The organism is Polaromonas glacialis, assembly GCF_000709345.1.
Taxonomy (GTDB): Bacteria; Pseudomonadota; Gammaproteobacteria; order Burkholderiales; family Burkholderiaceae_C; genus Polaromonas; species Polaromonas glacialis.
In genome coordinates this window covers 1,204,814-1,222,257 of sequence record NZ_KL448323.1, presented here as the reverse complement: position 1 = coordinate 1,222,257, position 17,444 = coordinate 1,204,814, and the positions used below count along the sequence as shown (strand labels likewise).

At 62.4% G+C, this 17,444-nt stretch carries 19 protein-coding genes and 2 tRNA genes; 8 read left to right on the top strand and 13 right to left on the bottom strand.

The genetic code is table 11. The annotated features are described in order from the left end of the window. Window positions 1–35: 35 nt before the first annotated feature. The 12 genes from EC86_RS0106200 to EC86_RS0106150 all read right to left on the bottom strand — a co-directional run bounded on the left by EC86_RS0106200 (window position 36) and on the right by EC86_RS0106150 (window position 7,607). A complete protein-coding gene (locus EC86_RS0106200; RefSeq protein WP_156955241.1) occupies window positions 36–644 on the bottom strand; it encodes a hypothetical protein in 609 nt (202 codons plus the stop codon). 41 nt (window positions 645–685) lie between these two features. Continuing rightward, entirely contained in the window at window positions 686–1,093 is a 408-nt protein-coding gene (locus tag EC86_RS28610) for a hypothetical protein (protein WP_156955240.1), read from the bottom strand. Beyond that, window positions 1,090–3,528: a DUF3987 domain-containing protein gene (locus tag EC86_RS26955; protein WP_156955239.1), complete on the bottom strand. Its 2,439-nt coding sequence runs from the start codon at window positions 3,526–3,528 to the stop codon at window positions 1,090–1,092. The genes EC86_RS28610 and EC86_RS26955 overlap by 4 nt, the downstream gene beginning before the upstream one ends. Before the next feature lie 5 nt (window positions 3,529–3,533). Then, window positions 3,534–3,734, bottom strand: coding sequence for a hypothetical protein (locus tag EC86_RS0106190; protein WP_029524800.1), 201 nt, complete (start codon window positions 3,732–3,734; stop codon window positions 3,534–3,536). Further along, entirely contained in the window at window positions 3,731–4,369 is a 639-nt protein-coding gene (locus EC86_RS28605) for a hypothetical protein (protein ID WP_156955238.1), read from the bottom strand. Before EC86_RS28605 ends, EC86_RS0106190 begins: the two co-directional genes overlap by 4 nt. Further along, entirely contained in the window at window positions 4,366–4,656 is a 291-nt protein-coding gene (locus tag EC86_RS0106180; protein WP_029524798.1) for a helix-turn-helix domain-containing protein, read from the bottom strand. The genes EC86_RS28605 and EC86_RS0106180 overlap by 4 nt, the downstream gene beginning before the upstream one ends. After that, on the bottom strand, window positions 4,650–4,844 hold the full coding sequence (locus tag EC86_RS0106175; RefSeq protein ID WP_029524797.1) for a hypothetical protein: 195 nt from the start codon (window positions 4,842–4,844) through the stop codon (window positions 4,650–4,652). The genes EC86_RS0106180 and EC86_RS0106175 overlap by 7 nt, the downstream gene beginning before the upstream one ends. Continuing rightward, window positions 4,841–5,200: a helix-turn-helix transcriptional regulator gene (locus EC86_RS0106170; protein ID WP_084181209.1), complete on the bottom strand. Its 360-nt coding sequence runs from the start codon at window positions 5,198–5,200 to the stop codon at window positions 4,841–4,843. Before EC86_RS0106170 ends, EC86_RS0106175 begins: the two co-directional genes overlap by 4 nt. An 82-nt stretch (window positions 5,201–5,282) precedes the next feature. Further along, entirely contained in the window at window positions 5,283–5,891 is a 609-nt protein-coding gene (locus EC86_RS28600) for a hypothetical protein (protein ID WP_156955237.1), read from the bottom strand. Between the two features lie 105 nt (window positions 5,892–5,996). After that, window positions 5,997–7,238 (bottom strand): tyrosine-type recombinase/integrase, encoded by a 1,242-nt coding sequence (locus tag EC86_RS0106160; RefSeq protein ID WP_029524795.1) that lies wholly within the window; start codon window positions 7,236–7,238, stop codon window positions 5,997–5,999. 175 nt (window positions 7,239–7,413) lie between these two features. Continuing rightward, window positions 7,414–7,490, bottom strand: a tRNA-Arg gene (locus EC86_RS0106155). Window positions 7,491–7,530: 40 nt separating this feature from the next. Beyond that, window positions 7,531–7,607 (bottom strand) — tRNA-Pro (locus EC86_RS0106150). Window positions 7,608–7,709: 102 nt separating this feature from the next. Here EC86_RS0106150 and EC86_RS0106145 point away from each other — a divergent pair. The 6 genes from EC86_RS0106145 (at window position 7,710) to EC86_RS0106120 (ending at window position 13,154) form a co-directional block, all read left to right on the top strand. Next, a complete protein-coding gene (locus EC86_RS0106145; RefSeq protein WP_232229813.1) occupies window positions 7,710–8,297 on the top strand; it encodes a flavodoxin domain-containing protein in 588 nt (195 codons plus the stop codon). A 168-nt stretch (window positions 8,298–8,465) separates the two neighbouring features. Further along, window positions 8,466–9,653, top strand: coding sequence for an ABC transporter substrate-binding protein (locus EC86_RS0106140; RefSeq protein ID WP_029524793.1), 1,188 nt, complete (start codon window positions 8,466–8,468; stop codon window positions 9,651–9,653). A 145-nt stretch (window positions 9,654–9,798) separates the two neighbouring features. Further along, a complete protein-coding gene (locus EC86_RS0106135) occupies window positions 9,799–10,662 on the top strand; it encodes a branched-chain amino acid ABC transporter permease (RefSeq protein ID WP_029524792.1) in 864 nt (287 codons plus the stop codon). Continuing rightward, the gene (locus EC86_RS0106130; RefSeq protein WP_029524791.1) at window positions 10,659–11,666 is read left to right on the top strand and encodes a branched-chain amino acid ABC transporter permease; all 1,008 of its coding nucleotides are present in this window, start codon (window positions 10,659–10,661) and stop codon (window positions 11,664–11,666) included. Before EC86_RS0106135 ends, EC86_RS0106130 begins: the two co-directional genes overlap by 4 nt. Then, a complete protein-coding gene (locus EC86_RS0106125; RefSeq protein ID WP_029524790.1) occupies window positions 11,659–12,423 on the top strand; it encodes an ABC transporter ATP-binding protein in 765 nt (254 codons plus the stop codon). The genes EC86_RS0106130 and EC86_RS0106125 overlap by 8 nt, the downstream gene beginning before the upstream one ends. Continuing rightward, on the top strand, window positions 12,420–13,154 hold the full coding sequence (locus EC86_RS0106120) for an ABC transporter ATP-binding protein (RefSeq protein ID WP_029524789.1): 735 nt from the start codon (window positions 12,420–12,422) through the stop codon (window positions 13,152–13,154). Before EC86_RS0106125 ends, EC86_RS0106120 begins: the two co-directional genes overlap by 4 nt. Window positions 13,155–13,298: 144 nt before the next feature. On the opposite strand, the gene dinG is transcribed toward EC86_RS0106120, so the two are convergent. Next, the gene (dinG, locus tag EC86_RS0106115; RefSeq protein ID WP_029524788.1) at window positions 13,299–15,479 is read right to left on the bottom strand and encodes an ATP-dependent DNA helicase DinG; all 2,181 of its coding nucleotides are present in this window, start codon (window positions 15,477–15,479) and stop codon (window positions 13,299–13,301) included. A gap of 227 nt (window positions 15,480–15,706) precedes the next feature. Between dinG and EC86_RS0106110 the strand changes: the two genes are divergently transcribed. Both EC86_RS0106110 and EC86_RS0106105 read left to right on the top strand, forming a co-directional pair. After that, a complete protein-coding gene (locus tag EC86_RS0106110; RefSeq protein ID WP_029524787.1) occupies window positions 15,707–16,582 on the top strand; it encodes a CoA transferase in 876 nt (291 codons plus the stop codon). A 102-nt stretch (window positions 16,583–16,684) separates the two neighbouring features. Further along, complete coding sequence (locus EC86_RS0106105; protein ID WP_029524786.1) at window positions 16,685–17,374, top strand: DUF1294 domain-containing protein; 690 nt, start codon at window positions 16,685–16,687, stop codon at window positions 17,372–17,374. The last annotated feature ends 70 nt before the right edge of the window (window positions 17,375–17,444 follow it).

Sequence of the window (17,444 nt, the reverse complement as noted above, 5' to 3'; positions counted from 1 at the left end):
CGCCACCCGTCCAGGCATTGCCAGCCGCCGTTGCCTTACCCTCTGGACTTTTTGGCCCGCTGGACTGTTGCCACGGCTTCCACCGCTTGATGGCTTCGCGTTGCTTTTGCCGTTGCACTTGTGTCCAGGTGCGTGCTGCCATGCTGTGCTTCCTCTAATAGTTCGTTTTGCTTGGGCTGGGTTTGCTTTGCGTGCGTGAATTGATCCACCTCCGCGCCGTTGTTCACCTGTTGCGGCCCGTGGGCAATGTTGGCCTGCTTCACAAAGGTGGCCTGCCTTGGGTATTTCAAATCCACCAGCGCCGATATGGTCGCCCGGCTCTGCGCCTGCGCCTTCAAGGCCAGCCCCATGAAGGTTTCGTACTGGCGCAAGTGTTCCTGCGTCGCTGCCCGCCGCGCCAGGCTGGAAAAGATAGTTTGCAGCGCCGTCGCCTGCCCGACCAGCATGGCTTCAACGGTGGACAGGTCGCCATCCTTCACGCCCTTGCAGGATTCGCTCAAGCCGTTCACCAGCTCGCCCAGGTCAACGTCTGCGCCCATCAGGTTGCCTTGATAGGCTTCGATCACTGACGCGCAATTGATGGACGGGCGCAAGGCGGCACGGGACAAGGTTTGCGCCTTGGTCTGCCCAGGTGGGCGGGTCAAGCTCAAAGCCTTCGGATTGCTTGCCGGTGTCTTTGGCTGGGTCATGGTGTTTGTCTTTCAGATGCTTTGTCATAAATAGCCCACAGCGCCGCGCCCGTGCCACAGCGCAGGCCGTACCCAGCGCCGCGCCCGGCGGCAATGCAGGCGCTGCACTTGAAGTGGTGCAGGTGGTAGACCGTCGCCAGTTCGCGCCAAGCGTTCGGGTCGGTCGGTGGTTCTGGCGGTTCGATGAAAACCGGCGTTTGGCTGGATACCGGCGTGGATACCGCCAAACTGGTTGCCAGCCCCACGGTTTGCGCCGGGTCGTTCGCCGCCGCTGAAACACCCTCTTTTTTTTGAATAGGTGCCGCAATGGACGCTACAAACGCTACAAAACCCGGTTTCGTAGCGTTCGTAGCGTCGGTTTGGGGGGGTATCTGCGTTTTTTTGAGTCTTGCCAGCCAGTTCATGCCGTGCCTCTTGCCATCGGATTGACGGTGTAGCGGTCGCTCGATCTGCCACCTGTCGCGCCGCCGGGTACAACCTCCCGCCGCAACCAATCGAAGTCCGCCAGCACGTCCGCTGCCTTGCGCACGGCATCCGGCGTGTCCAGCCCCGCCCAATGCTTGATAGCCACCTGCCGGGGAGTGAAGCTGTCCAGGATCACGCCGTCCTTGTTGGTCAGCTTGCCTGCCTTGATCTTGACCAGCAGCGCCGCCGCGCCCGTGGTCTCGGGCGTGACTGCCGCCGCGTACAGCCGGTTGGCATGGGTGCGCAGGTAATCCCCCCAGGCCAGCGCCCGCAGCAGCTCAGGCTCATGGATCACGCCGCCGCTGTCGGGCGTGTCGATCATGGCGAACACCAGCGCCAGCGCCGGGATCAGCTTGCGGTACTTGGACAGGTGCGAGACCATCGCCGGGTGCAGTTCGTCGCCGCGTATCTCGTTTTCAAACGGGATCAGCCATTCCGCGAACAGGGCTTGCGCATCATCGTCAAAGCGCCAGACGGTCGGCTCCGTATCGCTGGCGGGCTGCAGCGCGGCCAGGCGCTCGAACACGGCCCATGCGGCTTGCTTGGCGGGCGTGTCGGGCCATTGGTCAACGTGGACATACTCGCCGCCCGTGTCCGGCCAGACGGCCAGCCCGAAGCGCTGCAGCAAGCCATCGTCTGCAGAGCCACCGGCCACCGCGCCCCGGACATATTCTTGAATCCGGCCCGGCTGGATACCGCCGATCATCGCCAGGCACACACGCGGGATATGCACCGTTCCGCGCCCGATACGGTCAAAGGTGTAGCCTTGGTTGCCGTCATAGCTTTGCAAATAAAAAGCGCGTGAACCCTCTTGGCCCTGCTTGTCCAGGCCAGTCAGCAGCCCGTACAGCTCGTCCCGATAGGACAAGGTGCCCCACGGGTTTTGCGTCAAAAGTTCACCCAGCTTTTCCACCGTGGCATCGTTGACGGTGAAGCGCCGCGCCGATGGTTCGGCGGGCAGGGCCACCGGCTCCAGCAGCGCCCGCGCCGCTGCCGGGTCTTTGCCAGCCAGCCCCTTTGCCTTTTTCTCGTTCAGATCATCTTGCATGGTCGAGACCTTGCAGTCCAATTCCCAGGCGTCATGCGCAGCTTGGTGCAGCTCGAACTCATCGGCTTGCAGGCGGTTCAAGGGCTTCAAGGCTTCGCTCAGGGCCGGACTTTTCTTCACGCCCGGCCTGCCGATGGTCATTCCCCACAAGTTCGGCACTACCTGCCATTCATCCCGCGCTTTGGGTTGCACTACGGCCCGCGCACCAATAAGGCTGGACAAGGCCACCAGCGCGGCCACCGTAGGAAAGTCAGCCGGGCATTGCATCCGGTGCGCAATGTCCATGACCCAGCCGCGCAAGGCCAGGGGCAACAGGTCGGCATCAAACGGCTGCACCGGGGGCAAGGCGTCAGGCAATGGCGTAGGCTCTGGCCACAGATCAATCTGGCCTGTTGCGAACGCTCCGTCTGCATGGGCAGCTCCTGATTCAATAGCGGCATCCATGCAAGCCTTCACCGCGTCCAGCCCCGCCAGCGCGGCCAGGTCGTTGAAGTCGGTCGCCTTGTCGGGCCTGCCCGCCGGGAACGATGGCACGGCCAGCAGAGCGCCCACGGCCTGCGCCGCCGCTGTCGCCTTGCTCAGTCCGGGGTTGCCGTCCGTCAGGTGGTCGTCATCGGCGGCCATGATGATCTGCAAGCCGGGGTGCTTGTCGTGCAGCGCCAGTGCCACCGGTATCATTCCGCCCGCATTGAAGCTGACGGCCACCGCGTCACCCGTGGCTTCATGAATGCTTGCGCCGGTCGCGTAGCCTTCGCAGACGATGATGCGGCCCGCTGGCTTGCCGATGGCGTGATAGCAGCCCTTCACCCGTCCGCCGGGGTGAAACCGCTTTTCGCCGTCTGGCGTGATGGCTTGCAGGCTGTGCAGCTTGCCCGCCGTGTCGCGCATGGGGATCAGCAAAGCGCCTGCCGCGTCAATCCGCACGCCGTGGCACTGCACGCCCTTCGTGCCGGTGTAGGCGTGCTGGGTGCAGGGCGTGGCGTCATTGAACCGCTGCAGGGCGGTTTCGCTGGCCTGTTGCTGGCTTGCCAGCGTGTCGGCGTCGCGCTGTGCCTGCACAGCCTTGATATTTGCCAGGTGCGCTTGGCGTTCGGCCGGGGTGTACGGGGCTGAATTGCTGGCCTGCCAGGTGCTTTCCATGTTGGTTGAATAGTCACCAAACACGCCGCCGCGCAAGTCGTCAAACATGAAGCACCAGGCCGCTTTGTTGCTGCCGCTCTTTTGATGGCCAGGGAACTTGATGACGCGGCCCGGCACGATGTGGTCGGGCGCTTCAAGGCCCGCCGCCGTGATGGCTTGGCGGAACTCGTCAATGGTGTTGCTCATGGCGATCATTGCGCACCTCCTACTTGAATCAGGAACTTCTCTGCGTCCGCCAGCGTGGGCAGATAGCGCGCCATGCCCCACTTTTCAGCCATGTAGCTGACAGGGCCGGGGCCATCGCCAGGGCCGGACTGGTGCAGGGTGTGGCCGTGCTTGGCGAACTGCGCTTGCAGCGTGACAAAGCGCTTTTGTTCTGTCGTGGTGGTCATGCTGCACCGCCTTCGATGGCGAACTCTGCACAAGCCTGTTTCAGCATGGATGCGGCCCGGATGGCCCGGCCTGTCGCTGCATGAATGCCGTTCTGGGTGCCGGTGGTGCGCACCAGGTGCAGCGCGTCGCTCAGGGCGGATTCAATGGCTTGCTGACGGATCAGCGCGGAGGTGTTGCCCGTTTTGGGCGTGGTGATGGCGTTGACCGTGGTCATGGTTTTCGTTCCTTGTTGAACTGAAAGGCCACCGTCCGGCTGGATAGACCGTAAGGTGGAGCTGGGTATATCCACACAAAACAAGTTGTGCTGCCGTCCTTGCGGATGGGCACTCCCAGCCCCGTAACCATCACTGCGCTGAAAAGTCAGCCCAGCTTCAAATTCGGAACGTGAAAAAACCTCGCTGTCGGGGAGGTTACCCGCTTGTTTTATGGTGTGGATAGCACCGAAAAGAACTGTAGCACAGCCCTTTGCAGCGCCTTTGTCAGCCTTGCCGATACCGTGGCAAGGAAAGGCAAGAAAAGCGACTCCTGCGCTTGCCTGACATGCGCCAGTAGCTATAAAATCCGTAGCGTTATGTGTTGCGGTCGCCGTGGTGGTCTTGAAGCCCCCGGCGGCTTTTTTTATGGCCGTCATCATTGCGCGCCCCCTGTTCCCAGCACATACACGCCAACACGGTGCAAGTCTCCTGACTCGGTAGTGATGCGGCTCCAGGTGGTTGTGATGAACTCCCCTGCCTTGCGCAGTTGCAGCACACGCGCCCTCGGGTCGTACACGTCCAGATGGCGCATGGCCTCAAAGGTCGTGAGATTGAAGCGGCTCAGCGCGGCCCGGATGCGGTCGCACTGCACGGTGCAACTGTTGCCGGGGTGCGCTGCCAAGATTTCAGCCAGGGCTTTGCGCTTGTCGTCGGGTGTGTTCAGCATCCGTGGAACTCCCGGTTCTTGCCGATGGCCGTCAGCAGCTCGCCCAGCGCGATCAGGCCAGTCGAGCCAATCGGAATCTGCACGGTGTTGTCGCTGTCATCGGTCGCGGTCAGCACGTTGTCATTAAAAGCCAGCGTGAAGCCATCCGGGTGCTGGTACACCAGCGCGGCGTCGGTCTTGATGTTCATGCTGCCGCCTGCGCATTGCGCTTGGACAATTTTGCAGTCACAGCCGATGTGTCGTAGGTCTGCGCTTCCTGAGCTGCCAGCCAGGCCCGAACCTCGCCAACTTTCCAGCAGGTCACGCGGTTGGACAATTTGTAGGGCTTGCAGAACGTGCCCTCTCGGACTTTTCGCCAAAGGGTCGGGGCTGAGAAAGGCAGCGGTGCTGCTACGCCCGGACGCTTTGGACTGGAAACCAACAGCGCTTCGCGGATGTATGCGCCGTCGGCCATGGCGTCGAAAACCGATTGGTGGATGGTTGCCTTGAGCGCCGGGATAGCGTGGGCAATAGTCTTGGTTTGGGTAGTTTCTTTTATCAACATTGCGTAACCTTCTGTGAGTGAAGGCCACAGTGTTGAGCTTTACTTTCCTTGCTGGAATCCCTTGTGCAGTGCAGCGTCTAGCCTATGCAGTGCAGCGTCTAGGCGGCTCAGGCGTATTGCGTAGCGCCCTTCTCGCTGTGCCAAATGCCATATTCAATGCGGCGCATTCTTGTTCTGCACATAAATCACGACTTGAATAATTTCCGCCTGCCCATGCGGCGCGGATTGCATCTTGCTTATCCCGACTGTTGCCCGGTTTGCTGTGTAGCGCATCGGCTGCAGCACGCCCTCTTACTGACGCTCGATTAACGTTTATTTTTTTTACCTTTTCAACCTTCGCAATGCCTCTTTTAGTGGCGTGGTGACTCCCGTTTATATTTCCGTCGTCGTGCCCCAAACGGTATGCCTTGGCGTACAAATTTTGTGACTTCTCTACCCATTTGGTCATCATCATTTTTGCCAAAACGTCTATGCCTCCATGAGGCTTTTTGCGCGAAATACAAACCAAATATTCAAACAACTCAAGCTGTTCTTCTTGCGTTCCTATGCCGAATTGGCGCTCATCGTCAATCAACCTGTTTACCCATTCAACTACGACAACAACCTTTTCAATTGAGTGCTGCCCATCCCCAATAAGGTGTGCGTCGATATATTTCAGTGCTCGTTCAGTTGAAAGTTTTTTGCCGTACATGCGTTCCCTATCTCGCACCTGAAAAGAAAACCAGCGCCGCCGGGTCAGGGTGTCCCGGTGTTCACCACGGGTAATTAGTCCGTGGCTAGGCGTGGCTCAAAACTGTTATGCCGCCTTAAACTGGATGACCTCGCCGCCCATGCGCAGCTTGTCCAGGTAGTCTGCCCACTCAAGCATCATCTTGCGCCGCTGTTCCATGAACTCGGCCCGGTCGTAGGCCATGCCCAGCGGCCCGGATTTACCGTGTGCGAGTTGTGCCTCGATCACGTCCGCCGATATGCCGGGCATCCGCTCGATCATCAGCGTCCTTGCCGTGGCCCTGAATCCGTGGGCGCTCATCTCGTCTTGGCTGAACCCCATGCGCCGCAAAGCTGCATTGATGGTGTTGTCGCTCATTGGCCTCTCACCCGTGCGCAGGCTGGGAAACACATACCGCCCGTGGCCGGTCAATGGGCGCAACTCGGCCAGATAGGCCAGCGCTTGCGGTGCCAACGGAACCAGGTGCGGCCTGCCGTTCACCTTCTGGTGCTTGCGCCGCTTCATGTCCTCGCTGGGGATGGTCATCAAGGCAGCTTCAACATTCACCCAGCCCCATTCCATCTGCCGGATGTTGCCAGGCCGCTGGAACAGCAAGGCAGACAGCGCCAGCGCCGTCCGGGTCATGGGCTGGCCTGAATAGCCGTCGATGGCGCGCATCAGTTCGCCTACCTTGACCGGCTCTAGGATGGCGGCCATGTGCGTGACGTTGACGGGCTTCAATGCGCCATTCAGATCAGGTGCAGGATTGCGTTCACAGCGCCCTGTCTGCACGCCATAGAGGAACACCTGCCCGGCTGTCTGCCTGAGGGTGTGGGCCGATTCAATCGCACCGCGCTTTTCTACCCGGCGCAAAGCGTCGAGCAGCACAGGTGCCGTGATGGTTGCCAGCGCAAGCGCGCCCACGTAGGGGAACAGGTCTTTCTCCAGGCCGCGCAGCCACTTGGCGGCATAGGCGGTTGACCAGGAATCTCCTTTGCTTTTGTGAAACTCCCGCGCCACCAGCTCGAAGGTGTTTGCCGCTGCCGTCGCCGTGGCGCGTTGATCTTCACGCTTGGCGGTACTAGGGTCTGTGCCTTGCGCCAGCAGCTTGCGGGCCTTGTCGCGTCCTTGCCGGGCCTCGGCCAGCGATACCGCCGGGTACACGCCAAGCGCCAGCGTCTTTTGCTTGCCTGCGAAGCGGTAATTCATGCGCCAGTATTTCCCGGCCTTGGTGATGTGCAGGTACATCCCGCCGCCGTCGCTGTGCTTGTCGCCAGCAGGTGCGCCGCTGTGCTTGGTGTTTCGCGTGAAGGTGTCGGTAAGCGCCACGGTCTGCCCTTTGTTGGTATCGGGTTTGCTGGTATCGGCATGTACCAACAAAAATACCATAATTAAGTTGGTATGTGATGGTATCCCGTGACATTGCATGAGACAACAAAAAACCCGCTGTAGCTATGAACTACGCGGGTTTTGATGTGTTGTGAGACGGTATGAAATGCTGATTTGGTCTGTCCGGAGGGGATCGAACCCCCGACCCTCAGCTTAGAAGGCTGATGCTCTATCCAACTGAGCTACGGACAGATATAAAAAAAGCCCACCAAGTGAGCTTTTTATTGATTTTTGGTCGGAGTACAAGGATTCGAACCTTGGACCCCCTGGTCCCAAACCAGGTGCGCTACCAGACTGCGCCACACTCCGACAAGTTGATTATTATAGTCCGTAAAAATGCGCTGCCTTGGGCTGCGCCAAACTTTTTAATGCGCTGCCCCACTTTTCTATCCTGGCAAGGCAGGCACCCCAATGAAAGCGCTGGTGCAGCGGAAATATACTTTCCGTCCAGTCTTCTTCAACTCCCTGCATTCCCAACCCTCCGGACCCTCCCAAATGAAACTGAAAATCCTGGTCGGCAGCATGACCCACACGGCGGACCATGTCGCGCAGGCCATTCAGATGGAATGCGCCGATCTGGCCCGTCCTGTCGAGGTTGAATGGATGGACGGTCTGGACATCCATGTCTTCGATGCCGAAAAAGCCGCGGATACGCTCTTTCTGGTGTGCATTTCCACCTATGGCGAGGGTGATGTTCCGGACAATGCGCAGATGCTTTTCCATTCTCTGGACGCGCAAGCCCGGTTTCTGGGCCATGTCCGTTATGGCGTGATCGCGCTTGGAGACAGCATGGCGCATTCGCAAACCTATGGCTTTGGAGGAAAGCGCTTTGACGAGCGCCTGCAGGACCTGGGCGCACAGCGCCTGGGCGACATCTGCTTTCTGGATTCGAGCGATGGCACGCTGCCCGAGGCAAAGGGCGCCCAATGGTGTCGCGCCTGGCTCAAAGCCGTCTTGGAGCAAGTCAGCGCACCTGGCGCCGCCGGCTCTGGTTCCTGAAATAAGGCGGCTGCCCAACCTGAAAAGCACCCATTCGCGGCAAGGAAAATCGCTTGAAAATACTTCACAGCTAAACAATTCGCCTCTCAAGCTCGGGTTTTACACTAGGCGGCACGGCCGCCAGCCATCTTATATTCGATTCATACCTGTTACCCACCAAGGAATTGCATGCCCACTCGTCGTCTGGTCCTCACCCGCAGCGCTGCCGTGATGGGAGCCGCCTCAACCGGCGCGCTGCTGCCCGGAATCGTTCGCGCCCAATCGGGCAAGGTCCGGGTGGGGTTCATGCTGCCTTACACGGGAACCTTCAGCCAGCTTGGCGTGGCGATTGAAAACGGCTTTCGCATGGCCATCAATGAACAGGGCGGCAAGCTCGGCGGCCGCGAGATCGAATACTTCAAGGTCGATGACGAGTCCGAACCGTCCAAGGGCATTGAAAACGCCAGCAAGCTGGTGCAGCGCGACAAGGTCGATGTTCTCGTCGGCACCGTGCATTCGGGCGTGCAGATGGGCATCCAGAAGGTCGCGCGCGACAGTGGCGTGCTGTGCCTGATTCCCAATGCCGGCGTGCATGCAGCCACCCGCGCCCTGTGCGCGCCCAACGTGTTCCGCACCTCCTTCAGCAATTCGCAGCCGACCCGGGCCTTGGGCAAGGTCATGGTGGACAGGGGCCATAAAAAAACCGTCTGGATCACCTGGAAGTACGCCGCTGGCGACGAGGCTTTTGAAGGCTTCAAGGAAAGCTATACGGCAGCCGGCGGCACCATCGTCAAGGAACTCGGCCTGCCCTTCCCCAATGTCGAGTTCCAGGCGCTGCTGACCGAAATTGCCGCGCTCAAGCCCGACGCTGTGGCCTGCTTCTTTGCCGGCGGCGGCGCAGCCAAATTCATCCGCGACTATGCGGCCGCAGGCCTCAAGGGAAAAATCCCGCTGTATGGTTCGGGCTTTTTGACCGAAGGCGTGCTCGACGCCGCTGGCCCGGCGGCCGACGGCATCGTCACCACCATGCATTACAGCGACTCGCTCGACACGCCGCGCAACAGGCAGTTCCGGCTGGACTACGTGAAGGCTTTTCGCAGCCAGCCCGACGTGTACGCGGTGCAGGGCTACGACACCGGCCTGCTGCTCATCCAGGGCGCCAACGCCGTCAAGGGCGACCTGAGCGCCAAACCCGCGCTGTACAAGGCCATGGAAGGCGCCACCATCGACAGTCCGCGCGGCAAGTGGACCATGAGCAAGGCACACAACCCGGTGCAGGACATCTACCTGCGCGTGGTCGAAAACAAGGAAAACAAGGTGATCGGCATTGCGGCCAAGGCCTTGGCCGACTCGGGCGCTGGCTGCAAAATGGCCTAAAGATGGCCCCCACGTTCGTTCACTGCGTGTAACTCCCTGCCCCCCGAGGGGGCCGCTGCGCCTGCGGCCCCTGCTTGCAGAGAAACACCTTTTACCCAACGCTGCTCGGGACTTCCGTCAACCATATTTCGCTTTAAGCCTGCCGATGGATCTCGCCAATTTTCTTATCCAACTGCTCAACAGCGTGCAATACGGACTGCTGCTGTTCATGCTGGCGGCCGGCCTGACGCTGATCTTCGGCATCATGGGCGTGGTCAATCTTGCGCACGGGAGCTTCTACATGCTGGGCGCCTACCTGGCCTGGTCGCTCAGTGCGCAGTTCGGCAGCCTGGCGCTGGCCATCGTGGTCGGCGCGGCGCTGTCGGTGCTGTTTGGCCTGGCGCTGGAATGGCTGCTGTTTCGCCACTTCTACGAACGCGACCACCTTGACCAGGTGCTGCTGACCTTTGGGCTGATCTATATCTTTGAAGAACTGCGCTCGATCCTGTGGGGCGACGACGTGCATGGCGTACCGATTCCCGAACTGCTGAGTGCGTCGATTCCGCTGACCGACACCCTAGCCTACCCGGTGTACCGGCTGTTCATGTCGGGCATGTGCCTGGCGCTGGCGGCCGGACTGTACTTTCTGATATCAAAAACCCGCCTTGGCATGAAGATACGCGCCGGCGCCTTCAACCGCGACATGGCCGAGGCGCTGGGCGTGAACATCAAGCTGATCCACGCGGTGGTGTTTGCGCTCGGCGTCGGACTGGCGGCGGTGGCGGGCATGATCGCCGCGCCGGTCGCCAGCGTCTATCCGAACATGGGCTCGCAGGTGCTGATCATGTGCTTCGTGGTGGTGGTCATCGGCGGCATCGGCTCGGTGCGCGGCGCGCTGGTCGCCGCGCTGCTGGTCGGCCTGGTCGATACCTTCGGCAAGGTGCTGCTGCCGCAGGTGGCCGGCATGCTGGTGTATATATTGATGGCGGTCGTGCTGCTGTACAAACCTGAAGGCCTGTTCAAGCAATGATTCGCTCCAACCTTGAAATCCTGCCGCGCGGCGTGCAGGTCGCGCTGGGGCTGGGATTGCTGGCGCTGCTGGCCTTTCCCTTCGCGGGAACCGATTTTTATACCGAAATGGTCACGCGCATGATGATCATGGCGATTTTTGCCATGAGCCTGGACCTGCTGCAGGGCGTGACCGGCCTGGTGTCGCTGGGCCATGCGGCCTATTTCGGGCTGGCGGGCTATGCGCTGGCGTTCCTGACGCCGCAGGGCGAGCCGGTCAGCCTGTGGTGGACGCTGCCGGCGGCCGTGCTGGCCTCGGGGCTGGCGGCGCTGGTCATCGGTTTTTTGGTGGTTCGCACGCGCGGCATCTACTTCATCATGGTCACCATGGCGTTTGCGCAGATGGTGTTTTTCCTGTTCTTCGACAACAAGGCGCTGGGCGGCTCCGACGGGCTGTACATCAACTTCCGGCCCAAAGCAGAGGTGTTCGGCTGGACGCCGTTCGACCTGGACAGCAAACGCACGCTTTACTACTTCACCCTGGCCTGCCTGCTGGGGGTGTATGTGTTCTTGCGGCGTCTGCTCTGGAGCCCGTTTGGCCGGGCGCTGGCGGGCATCCGCGTCAACGAGCACCGCATGCGGGCGATGGGCTTTGCCACCTTCGGCTACAAGCTCACCGCCTTCACGCTGGCCGGCAGCCTGGCCGGGCTGGCGGGCTACCTGTGGGGCGCGCAGACCGGCTACATCAACCCCGAACTCATGGGCTTCCAGATGAGCGCGCACACCATCATGATGGTCGTGCTTGGCGGCATGGGCAATATTGCCGGCGCCATCGTCGGCGCCTTCACTTTTGAATACCTGCTGCATGTGTTCAAGGACCTGCCGCAGGTCGGCAGCGTCAACCTGGGCAAGCACTGGCAACTCTGGATGGGCCTGTTCATCGTGCTGCTGGTGACCTTTGCCCCGCGCGGCATATTGGGGCTGGCGGAGCGCTTTGGCAGCAACAAGAAAGAGCCGAATGAATGAAGTGCTGCTGAGCGCCAAAAACCTGACCAAACGCTTCGGCGGCCTGACGGCGGTGAACGACGTGTCGGTCGATCTGTGGCGCGGCCGCATCCATGCGGTGATCGGCCCCAACGGCGCGGGCAAGTCCACGCTGACCAACCTGCTGTCGGGCGATTTGCCGCCCACGTCGGGCGCCATCGTGCTCGGCAGCAAGGATGTGACCGGCTGGAGCCCGGAAAAAATCTCAAGCCAGGGCCTGGGCCGCAGCTACCAGAAGACCAACATCTTCCTGCCCTTCACGGTCTGGGAAAACGTGCGGCTGGCGTCGCAGTCGCGCCAGCCCCATGCCATGAGCTGGCTCCGCAACGCTACTGATTTTGTAGCTATCAATGCCCGTGCAGAAAGCGCAATCGAGCTTTCCGGCTTAAAAGACAGGCGCGGCAGCATGGCCGGCACCATCAGCCACGGCGAACAGCGCCAGCTGGAAATCGCGATGACGCTGGCGACGAATCCGCAGGTTCTGCTGCTCGACGAGCCGCTGGCCGGCATGGGCGCGATCGAGTCCGAACGCATGATTGGCCTGCTGCACACCCTGAAAAAAGACCACGGCATCCTGCTGGTCGAGCACGACATGGACGCGGTGTTCAGCCTGGCCGACCAGCTCACGGTGATGGTCAACGGCCAGGTCATTGCCAGCGGCACGCCGGCGCAGATCCGGCTTGACGCCGGCGTCCAGGCTGCCTATCTGGGCGAAGACATCGGCGAGGACGGCGCATGACGACGAACCGCACCGGCCTGCCAGACCTGCTGGTCAACGCCCAGAAGATCAACACCTATTACGGCGCCAGCCACATCCTGCGCGACCTGAGTTTTTCGGTCGCGCGCGGCGAGACCATCGGCCTGATGGGCCGCAACGGCATGGGCAAGAGCACGCTGCTCAAAAGCATCATGGGGCTGGTCAAGCCGCGCTCCGGCACTATCGAGATTGCCGGCCAGCCGATGACCGGGCGCGCGCCTTATGAAATCGCACGGCTGGGCATGGCCTATGTGCCCGAGGGCCGGGGCATTTTCGGCAACCTGAGCGTGCTGGAAAACCTCAAGATGGCCGCGCGCGCGGGCACCCGGGGCCAGCGCGACTGGACCTGTGAGCGGGTGCTCGACACTTTTCCCCGGCTCAAGGAGCGCCTGAGCCACGGCGGCCAGCAGCTCAGCGGCGGCGAGCAGCAGATGCTGACCATTGGCCGCGCGCTCATGACGAACCCCGACGTGCTGATCCTGGACGAGGCCACCGAAGGCCTGGCGCCGCTGATCGCCCGTGATATCTGGCGCATCTGCCAGCTGGTCCGCGAATCGGGCATCAGCAGCGTGATCGTTGACAAGAACTGGAAGCACGTCAGCCAGATCACCGACCGCAATGTGATTCTGGTCAAGGGTGAGGTGGTGTTTGAAGGCAGTTCGCCCGAACTGCTTGCCCGGCCGGAACTGCTGCAGCAGTATCTGGGCGTCTAGCGCGCATCAGTTTTAACGGGAAAACCGCTTTTTCAATATCAAATAGGCTGCTTGCGCACGACTGGCATGCGCAAGCAGCTATAAATTCAGTAGCAACAGTGGTTGCCAGCCGGGGGATTGCGCTTTGGCAGCATTTACCCGCTTTCAAGCTGGCGACAAGGTGCCCGCCGCGCTGCGGCGCTGCTGCGTGAAAGCCGGCAGCCCTTGCAGCAGGCGTCGGCCATAAGGCGTGCTGACCAGCCGCCGGTCATAACAATAAACGAAAGCCCGGTCAGTCTCCAGGCGGATGGCGCGCCCGGCCCATTGCGCCAGCCGGATCGCCGTGGCCGGCACCACCAGCTCGTTGAACGGGTCGCGGCCGACGGATCGCAGCCACTCGGCGCGCGCCTCCCCGACCGGATCGTCCGGCGGTGCGAACGGAAGCTTGGCGATGAACACCGATTCGCACAGTTGCCCGGGCAGGTCCAGGCCTTCGCCGAACGACTGCATGCCGAAGATGACCGATGCCGCACCGGCCTCGACCCGGGCGCGGTGGCGGCTGAGCAGCAGTGCGCGCGGCAACTCGCCCTGCACCAGCACCGTTTCCTTTAGCTCGCCGGCCAGCGCCGCCACCGCCATGCGCATCTGCTCGCGCGAGGTGAACAGGCACAGCGCGCCGTGCTCGACCAGCGCCAGGTCGCCCAGCAGCGACTTGACCATTTCTGCCGTGAAGGCTTCGGCCTGCCGGGGGTCGGCCAGCGTTTCGACCGTCACGAAGCGCCCCTGGCTGGCGTAGTCGAACGGGCTGGCGACTTCCAGCGCGGTGGACGCCGGGTCCTGGTCCAGCCCCGATTCGCGCAGGTAAAAATCGAACTGCCCGCAACTCGTCAGCGTGGCCGAGGTGACGACCGCCGCGCGCACACGCGACCAGAAATGCTGGCGCAGCGTGCTGCCGGGCAGGATGGGACTGGCATGCGCCTTGATGACCAGCAGGCCGTTGTCCAGCCCGCCCGCGCCGGTCTCGAACGTGAACCATTTGGCCACCGGAACGCTGTCGTGCTCGTTCTCGGCGGCTTTCAGCAGCAGTTCGGTCGTGGCCTGGACCTTCTCCAGCCGGGGCGAGAGCATGCCCAGCTGGGCGTACAGGATGGACAGGCGCCGCGCCTCGTCGGGCTGGTCGCGCATCGCCGTGCGCAAGGCCTTGGCGATGGTGCTGAGCACCGCCAGGAAGCTTTCGGCCAGCAGGCGAAGCAGCCGCAGCGGTTCGTCCAGCGCTTCAGGCAGAACCCCGCGCGGCAGGCGAAAGCGCACCGGGCCCTGCGAGGTGCGCGCCTCCTTGAACGCCTGGCCATGCAGGTCCATCAGCAGGCGGCTCAGGTCCGTCATGCCCTGGCGCAACTGCGCGGCCAGTCGCGGCACGTCGGCCGATTCGGACACCGTCATCAGGCCGCCGATGCGGCGCGCGCGGTTGGCCAGCGTCTCGATCCACAGGGTGCGGCTCAGGTCCATCGACGCGGCGAAATGGTCCAGCGCCACGGCCGGCAGGTGATGCCCTTCATCGAGCACCAAGAGGCAGTTGTCCAGTTCCGGCAGCATGCGCGAGCCGAGCGAGGACATCAGCAGGTCGTGGTTCACCACGATCACCTGCGCGCCGACCAGTTCCTTGCGCTTTTCGTAATAGGTGCACTGGTTGAAGACCGGGCAATGCTTTCCCGTGCAGGAACTGGCCTCGGCGGCCACCGGCGACCACAGGTCGGACTCGGGCGGCCGGGCCAGGCTGTCGCGGTCGCCGTCCCAGGCGCCACTCGACAAGTCGCGCACCAGTGCGGCATAGAACACCGCGCGCGCCTCCATCACATGCAGCGGCGCGGCAGCGGCAAGTTCGTCGGCGAACAGGTCGTCGTCATCTGCAGGGTCGGCGTCGCCCGCATGGCGCGACAGCTTGAGCTTGCAGACATAGCGGCCGCGCCCCTTGGCCAGGCCGAACCTGAACGCCTGCGGCAGCAATGCGGCCAGCGCCGGCAGGTCCTTGTTGACCAGCTGCTCCTGCAGGGCGACGGTGGCGGTCGAAATCATCACCCGGGTGTTGCGCGCCAGGGCTGTTGCGATGGCTGGCGCGCAATAAGCCAGCGACTTGCCCACCCCGGTGCCGGCCTGGACCACGGCAATGGCGCGGATGGGCTCGTCATCGTCTTCCTCGACGCGGCCCAGCGTGGCGGTGCTGAAGGTCTGGGCGACTTTTTCGGCCATGAGTCGCTGGCCGGGCCGGTCGCGAAAGGCGCCGGAAGCATCCACGGCGTGGTCGAAGGCTTGCATGGCCAGCCGGGCAATTTCGTCAGGGAGCATGGGGGGGTCAGTCAGGGTCAGGGGCGGCGAATGCCGGGAGGCCAATGAGTTTACCGTGCGCTTTTTCTGTCATGCGGCAGCGGGTCGCGGCCCACGGCATCGGCCGTCATTCGCCCGGGCGTTGTCGCCCGTTTTTCATGGGCTATGCGTTTTTGCGGTAAATTAAGTAGCATTTCAGCCCCTTGCGCTTATCCATCGTGCATAAGCAGCTACAACTTTCATAGCATATGACACTCACCGCCGCTTTCCATCCCCTTCAGGGCGTCCGCATCCTGAGCCTGGCGCTCAACCTGCCCGGCCCGGCCGCGCTGATGCGATGCCGCCAGATGGGCGCTGCCTGCCTCAAGCTCGAACCGCCGGGCGGCGACCCGATGCAGCAGTACAACCTGGCCGCCTACCGCCAGCTGCATGAAGGCATCGAGCTGCTGACGGCAGACCTGAAGACCGAGTCGGGCCAGGCGCAGCTGCACCGCGAGCTGGCGCAAGCCGACGTGCTGATCACCTCGTTTCGCCCTTCTGCACTTGGCAATCTGGGGCTGACGTGGCAGGCGCTGCACCGGCAGCACCCGCAATTGAGCCAGATTGCCATCTTCGGCGCGTCCGGCGAACGCGCCGAGGAAGCCGGCCACGACCTGACCTACCTGGCGGAAAGCGGTCTGGTGACCGGCCTGGACCTGCCCGCCACGCTCTACGCCGACATGGGTGGCTCGCTGATGGCCAGCGAAGCGGTGCTGCAGGCCGTGATGCACCAACGCCGCCAGGGCGAAGGCGTTTACCTCGAAATCGCCCTGTCCAGCGCGGCGGGCTACCTCGCCCTGCCGCGCGCCTGGGGCCTGACCCAGCCGGGCGCGGCCATCGGCGGCGGCCATGCGGGCTACCGTGTCTATCCGTGCCAGGACGGCCGCGTGGCGCTGGCCGCGCTGGAGCCGCACTTCGCGCTCCGGCTGTGCGCGGCAGCCAGCATTGAAGCCAATAGCATGCAGGCGATGTTTGAGCCCGCCACGCACGAGGCGGTCGCCGCCTTTTTGCGGACGCGCACGCGCCGGGAACTCGATGCGCTGGCGGTGGAGAAGGACATTCCGCTGTTTACGCTGGGGGATTGAGGCGGTTGGTGATGACTGGAACCGGATCAAGCCGGCCTGTTAACCTTCTTGATTCCAGGCGAAAACGTCGCCTGGTTCCGACCAGAAATCCATCAGGGCCACATGAAAAAACAGGGGAAAGTCGTGCGCTGGGACAGTACACGCGCCTTCGGATTTATCCGCAGCCCGGATACGCCGGCCGACATTTTTTTCCATATCAAGGACTTTCGGGGTGCGGCCGCTCCACAGGAAGGCATGCTGGTGACGTTCGATGAAATCCACGTGGGCGGCAAGGGACCGCGCGCCATGTCGGTTCAGGCGCCGTTGTCCTTGCAGGACGCGCCACCCAGGCGCACGAATGCACGCGAAGCCATGACGCCAACTCCAGCCCAAAGTCGCACGACCACCCGCAACCGGACCTTGAATCGCACGGTGCCGTCCAGGCCGGCCGCTCCCGCGCTGCTGCTGATGCTCGGCTGGGCCGTGCTGCTGGGCTGGGAAATCCGGGCCGGCCGCTTGCCAGCCATGGCGCTGCCCATCGCGCTGCTGCTGAACCTGGCAACATTTTTCATGTACTGGGTTGACAAGCATGCGGCGCAAACCGGCCAGTGGCGCACGCCTGAAAACACGCTGCATCTGCTCGCCTTGCTGGGGGGCTGGCCTGGCGCATGGTGGGCGCAAGCGCTGCTGCGGCACAAATCGAGCAAAGCTTCGTTTCTTGCCGCGTATTGGGCGACCGTGGCGCTTCACTGCCTCGTGCTGGCTGGCTTTCTCTTCAGCCCGCAACTGCAAAGCCTGCTACTGAATCGATAGCTATCCGTGCTGACGGATCCTGCGCAAAAGGGCAATTCGGCTTAAAAACAGAAAGGCCCTGCGCATCCTC

Coding starts and splice junctions, on each gene's coding strand:
- EC86_RS0106125 (WP_029524790.1), top strand. CDS start 11,659: ATGAATGAAGTGCTGCTGAGCGCCAAAAACCTGACCAAACGCTTCGGC.
- dinG (WP_029524788.1), bottom strand. CDS start 15,479: ATGCTCCCTGACGAAATTGCCCGGCTGGCCATGCAAGCCTTCGACCAC.
- EC86_RS0106120 (WP_029524789.1), top strand. CDS start 12,420: ATGACGACGAACCGCACCGGCCTGCCAGACCTGCTGGTCAACGCCCAG.
- EC86_RS0106140 (WP_029524793.1), top strand. CDS start 8,466: ATGCCCACTCGTCGTCTGGTCCTCACCCGCAGCGCTGCCGTGATGGGA.
- EC86_RS28605 (WP_156955238.1), bottom strand. CDS start 4,369: ATGATGACGGCCATAAAAAAAGCCGCCGGGGGCTTCAAGACCACCACG.
- EC86_RS0106190 (WP_029524800.1), bottom strand. CDS start 3,734: ATGACCACCACGACAGAACAAAAGCGCTTTGTCACGCTGCAAGCGCAG.
- EC86_RS28600 (WP_156955237.1), bottom strand. CDS start 5,891: ATGTACGGCAAAAAACTTTCAACTGAACGAGCACTGAAATATATCGAC.
- EC86_RS0106145 (WP_232229813.1), top strand. CDS start 7,710: ATGAAAGCGCTGGTGCAGCGGAAATATACTTTCCGTCCAGTCTTCTTC.
- EC86_RS0106180 (WP_029524798.1), bottom strand. CDS start 4,656: ATGCTGAACACACCCGACGACAAGCGCAAAGCCCTGGCTGAAATCTTG.
- EC86_RS0106135 (WP_029524792.1), top strand. CDS start 9,799: ATGGATCTCGCCAATTTTCTTATCCAACTGCTCAACAGCGTGCAATAC.
- EC86_RS0106175 (WP_029524797.1), bottom strand. CDS start 4,844: ATGAACATCAAGACCGACGCCGCGCTGGTGTACCAGCACCCGGATGGC.
- EC86_RS0106170 (WP_084181209.1), bottom strand. CDS start 5,200: ATGTTGATAAAAGAAACTACCCAAACCAAGACTATTGCCCACGCTATC.
- EC86_RS26955 (WP_156955239.1), bottom strand. CDS start 3,528: ATGAGCAACACCATTGACGAGTTCCGCCAAGCCATCACGGCGGCGGGC.
- EC86_RS28610 (WP_156955240.1), bottom strand. CDS start 1,093: ATGAACTGGCTGGCAAGACTCAAAAAAACGCAGATACCCCCCCAAACC.
- EC86_RS0106105 (WP_029524786.1), top strand. CDS start 16,685: ATGAAAAAACAGGGGAAAGTCGTGCGCTGGGACAGTACACGCGCCTTC.
- EC86_RS0106130 (WP_029524791.1), top strand. CDS start 10,659: ATGATTCGCTCCAACCTTGAAATCCTGCCGCGCGGCGTGCAGGTCGCG.
- EC86_RS0106110 (WP_029524787.1), top strand. CDS start 15,707: ATGACACTCACCGCCGCTTTCCATCCCCTTCAGGGCGTCCGCATCCTG.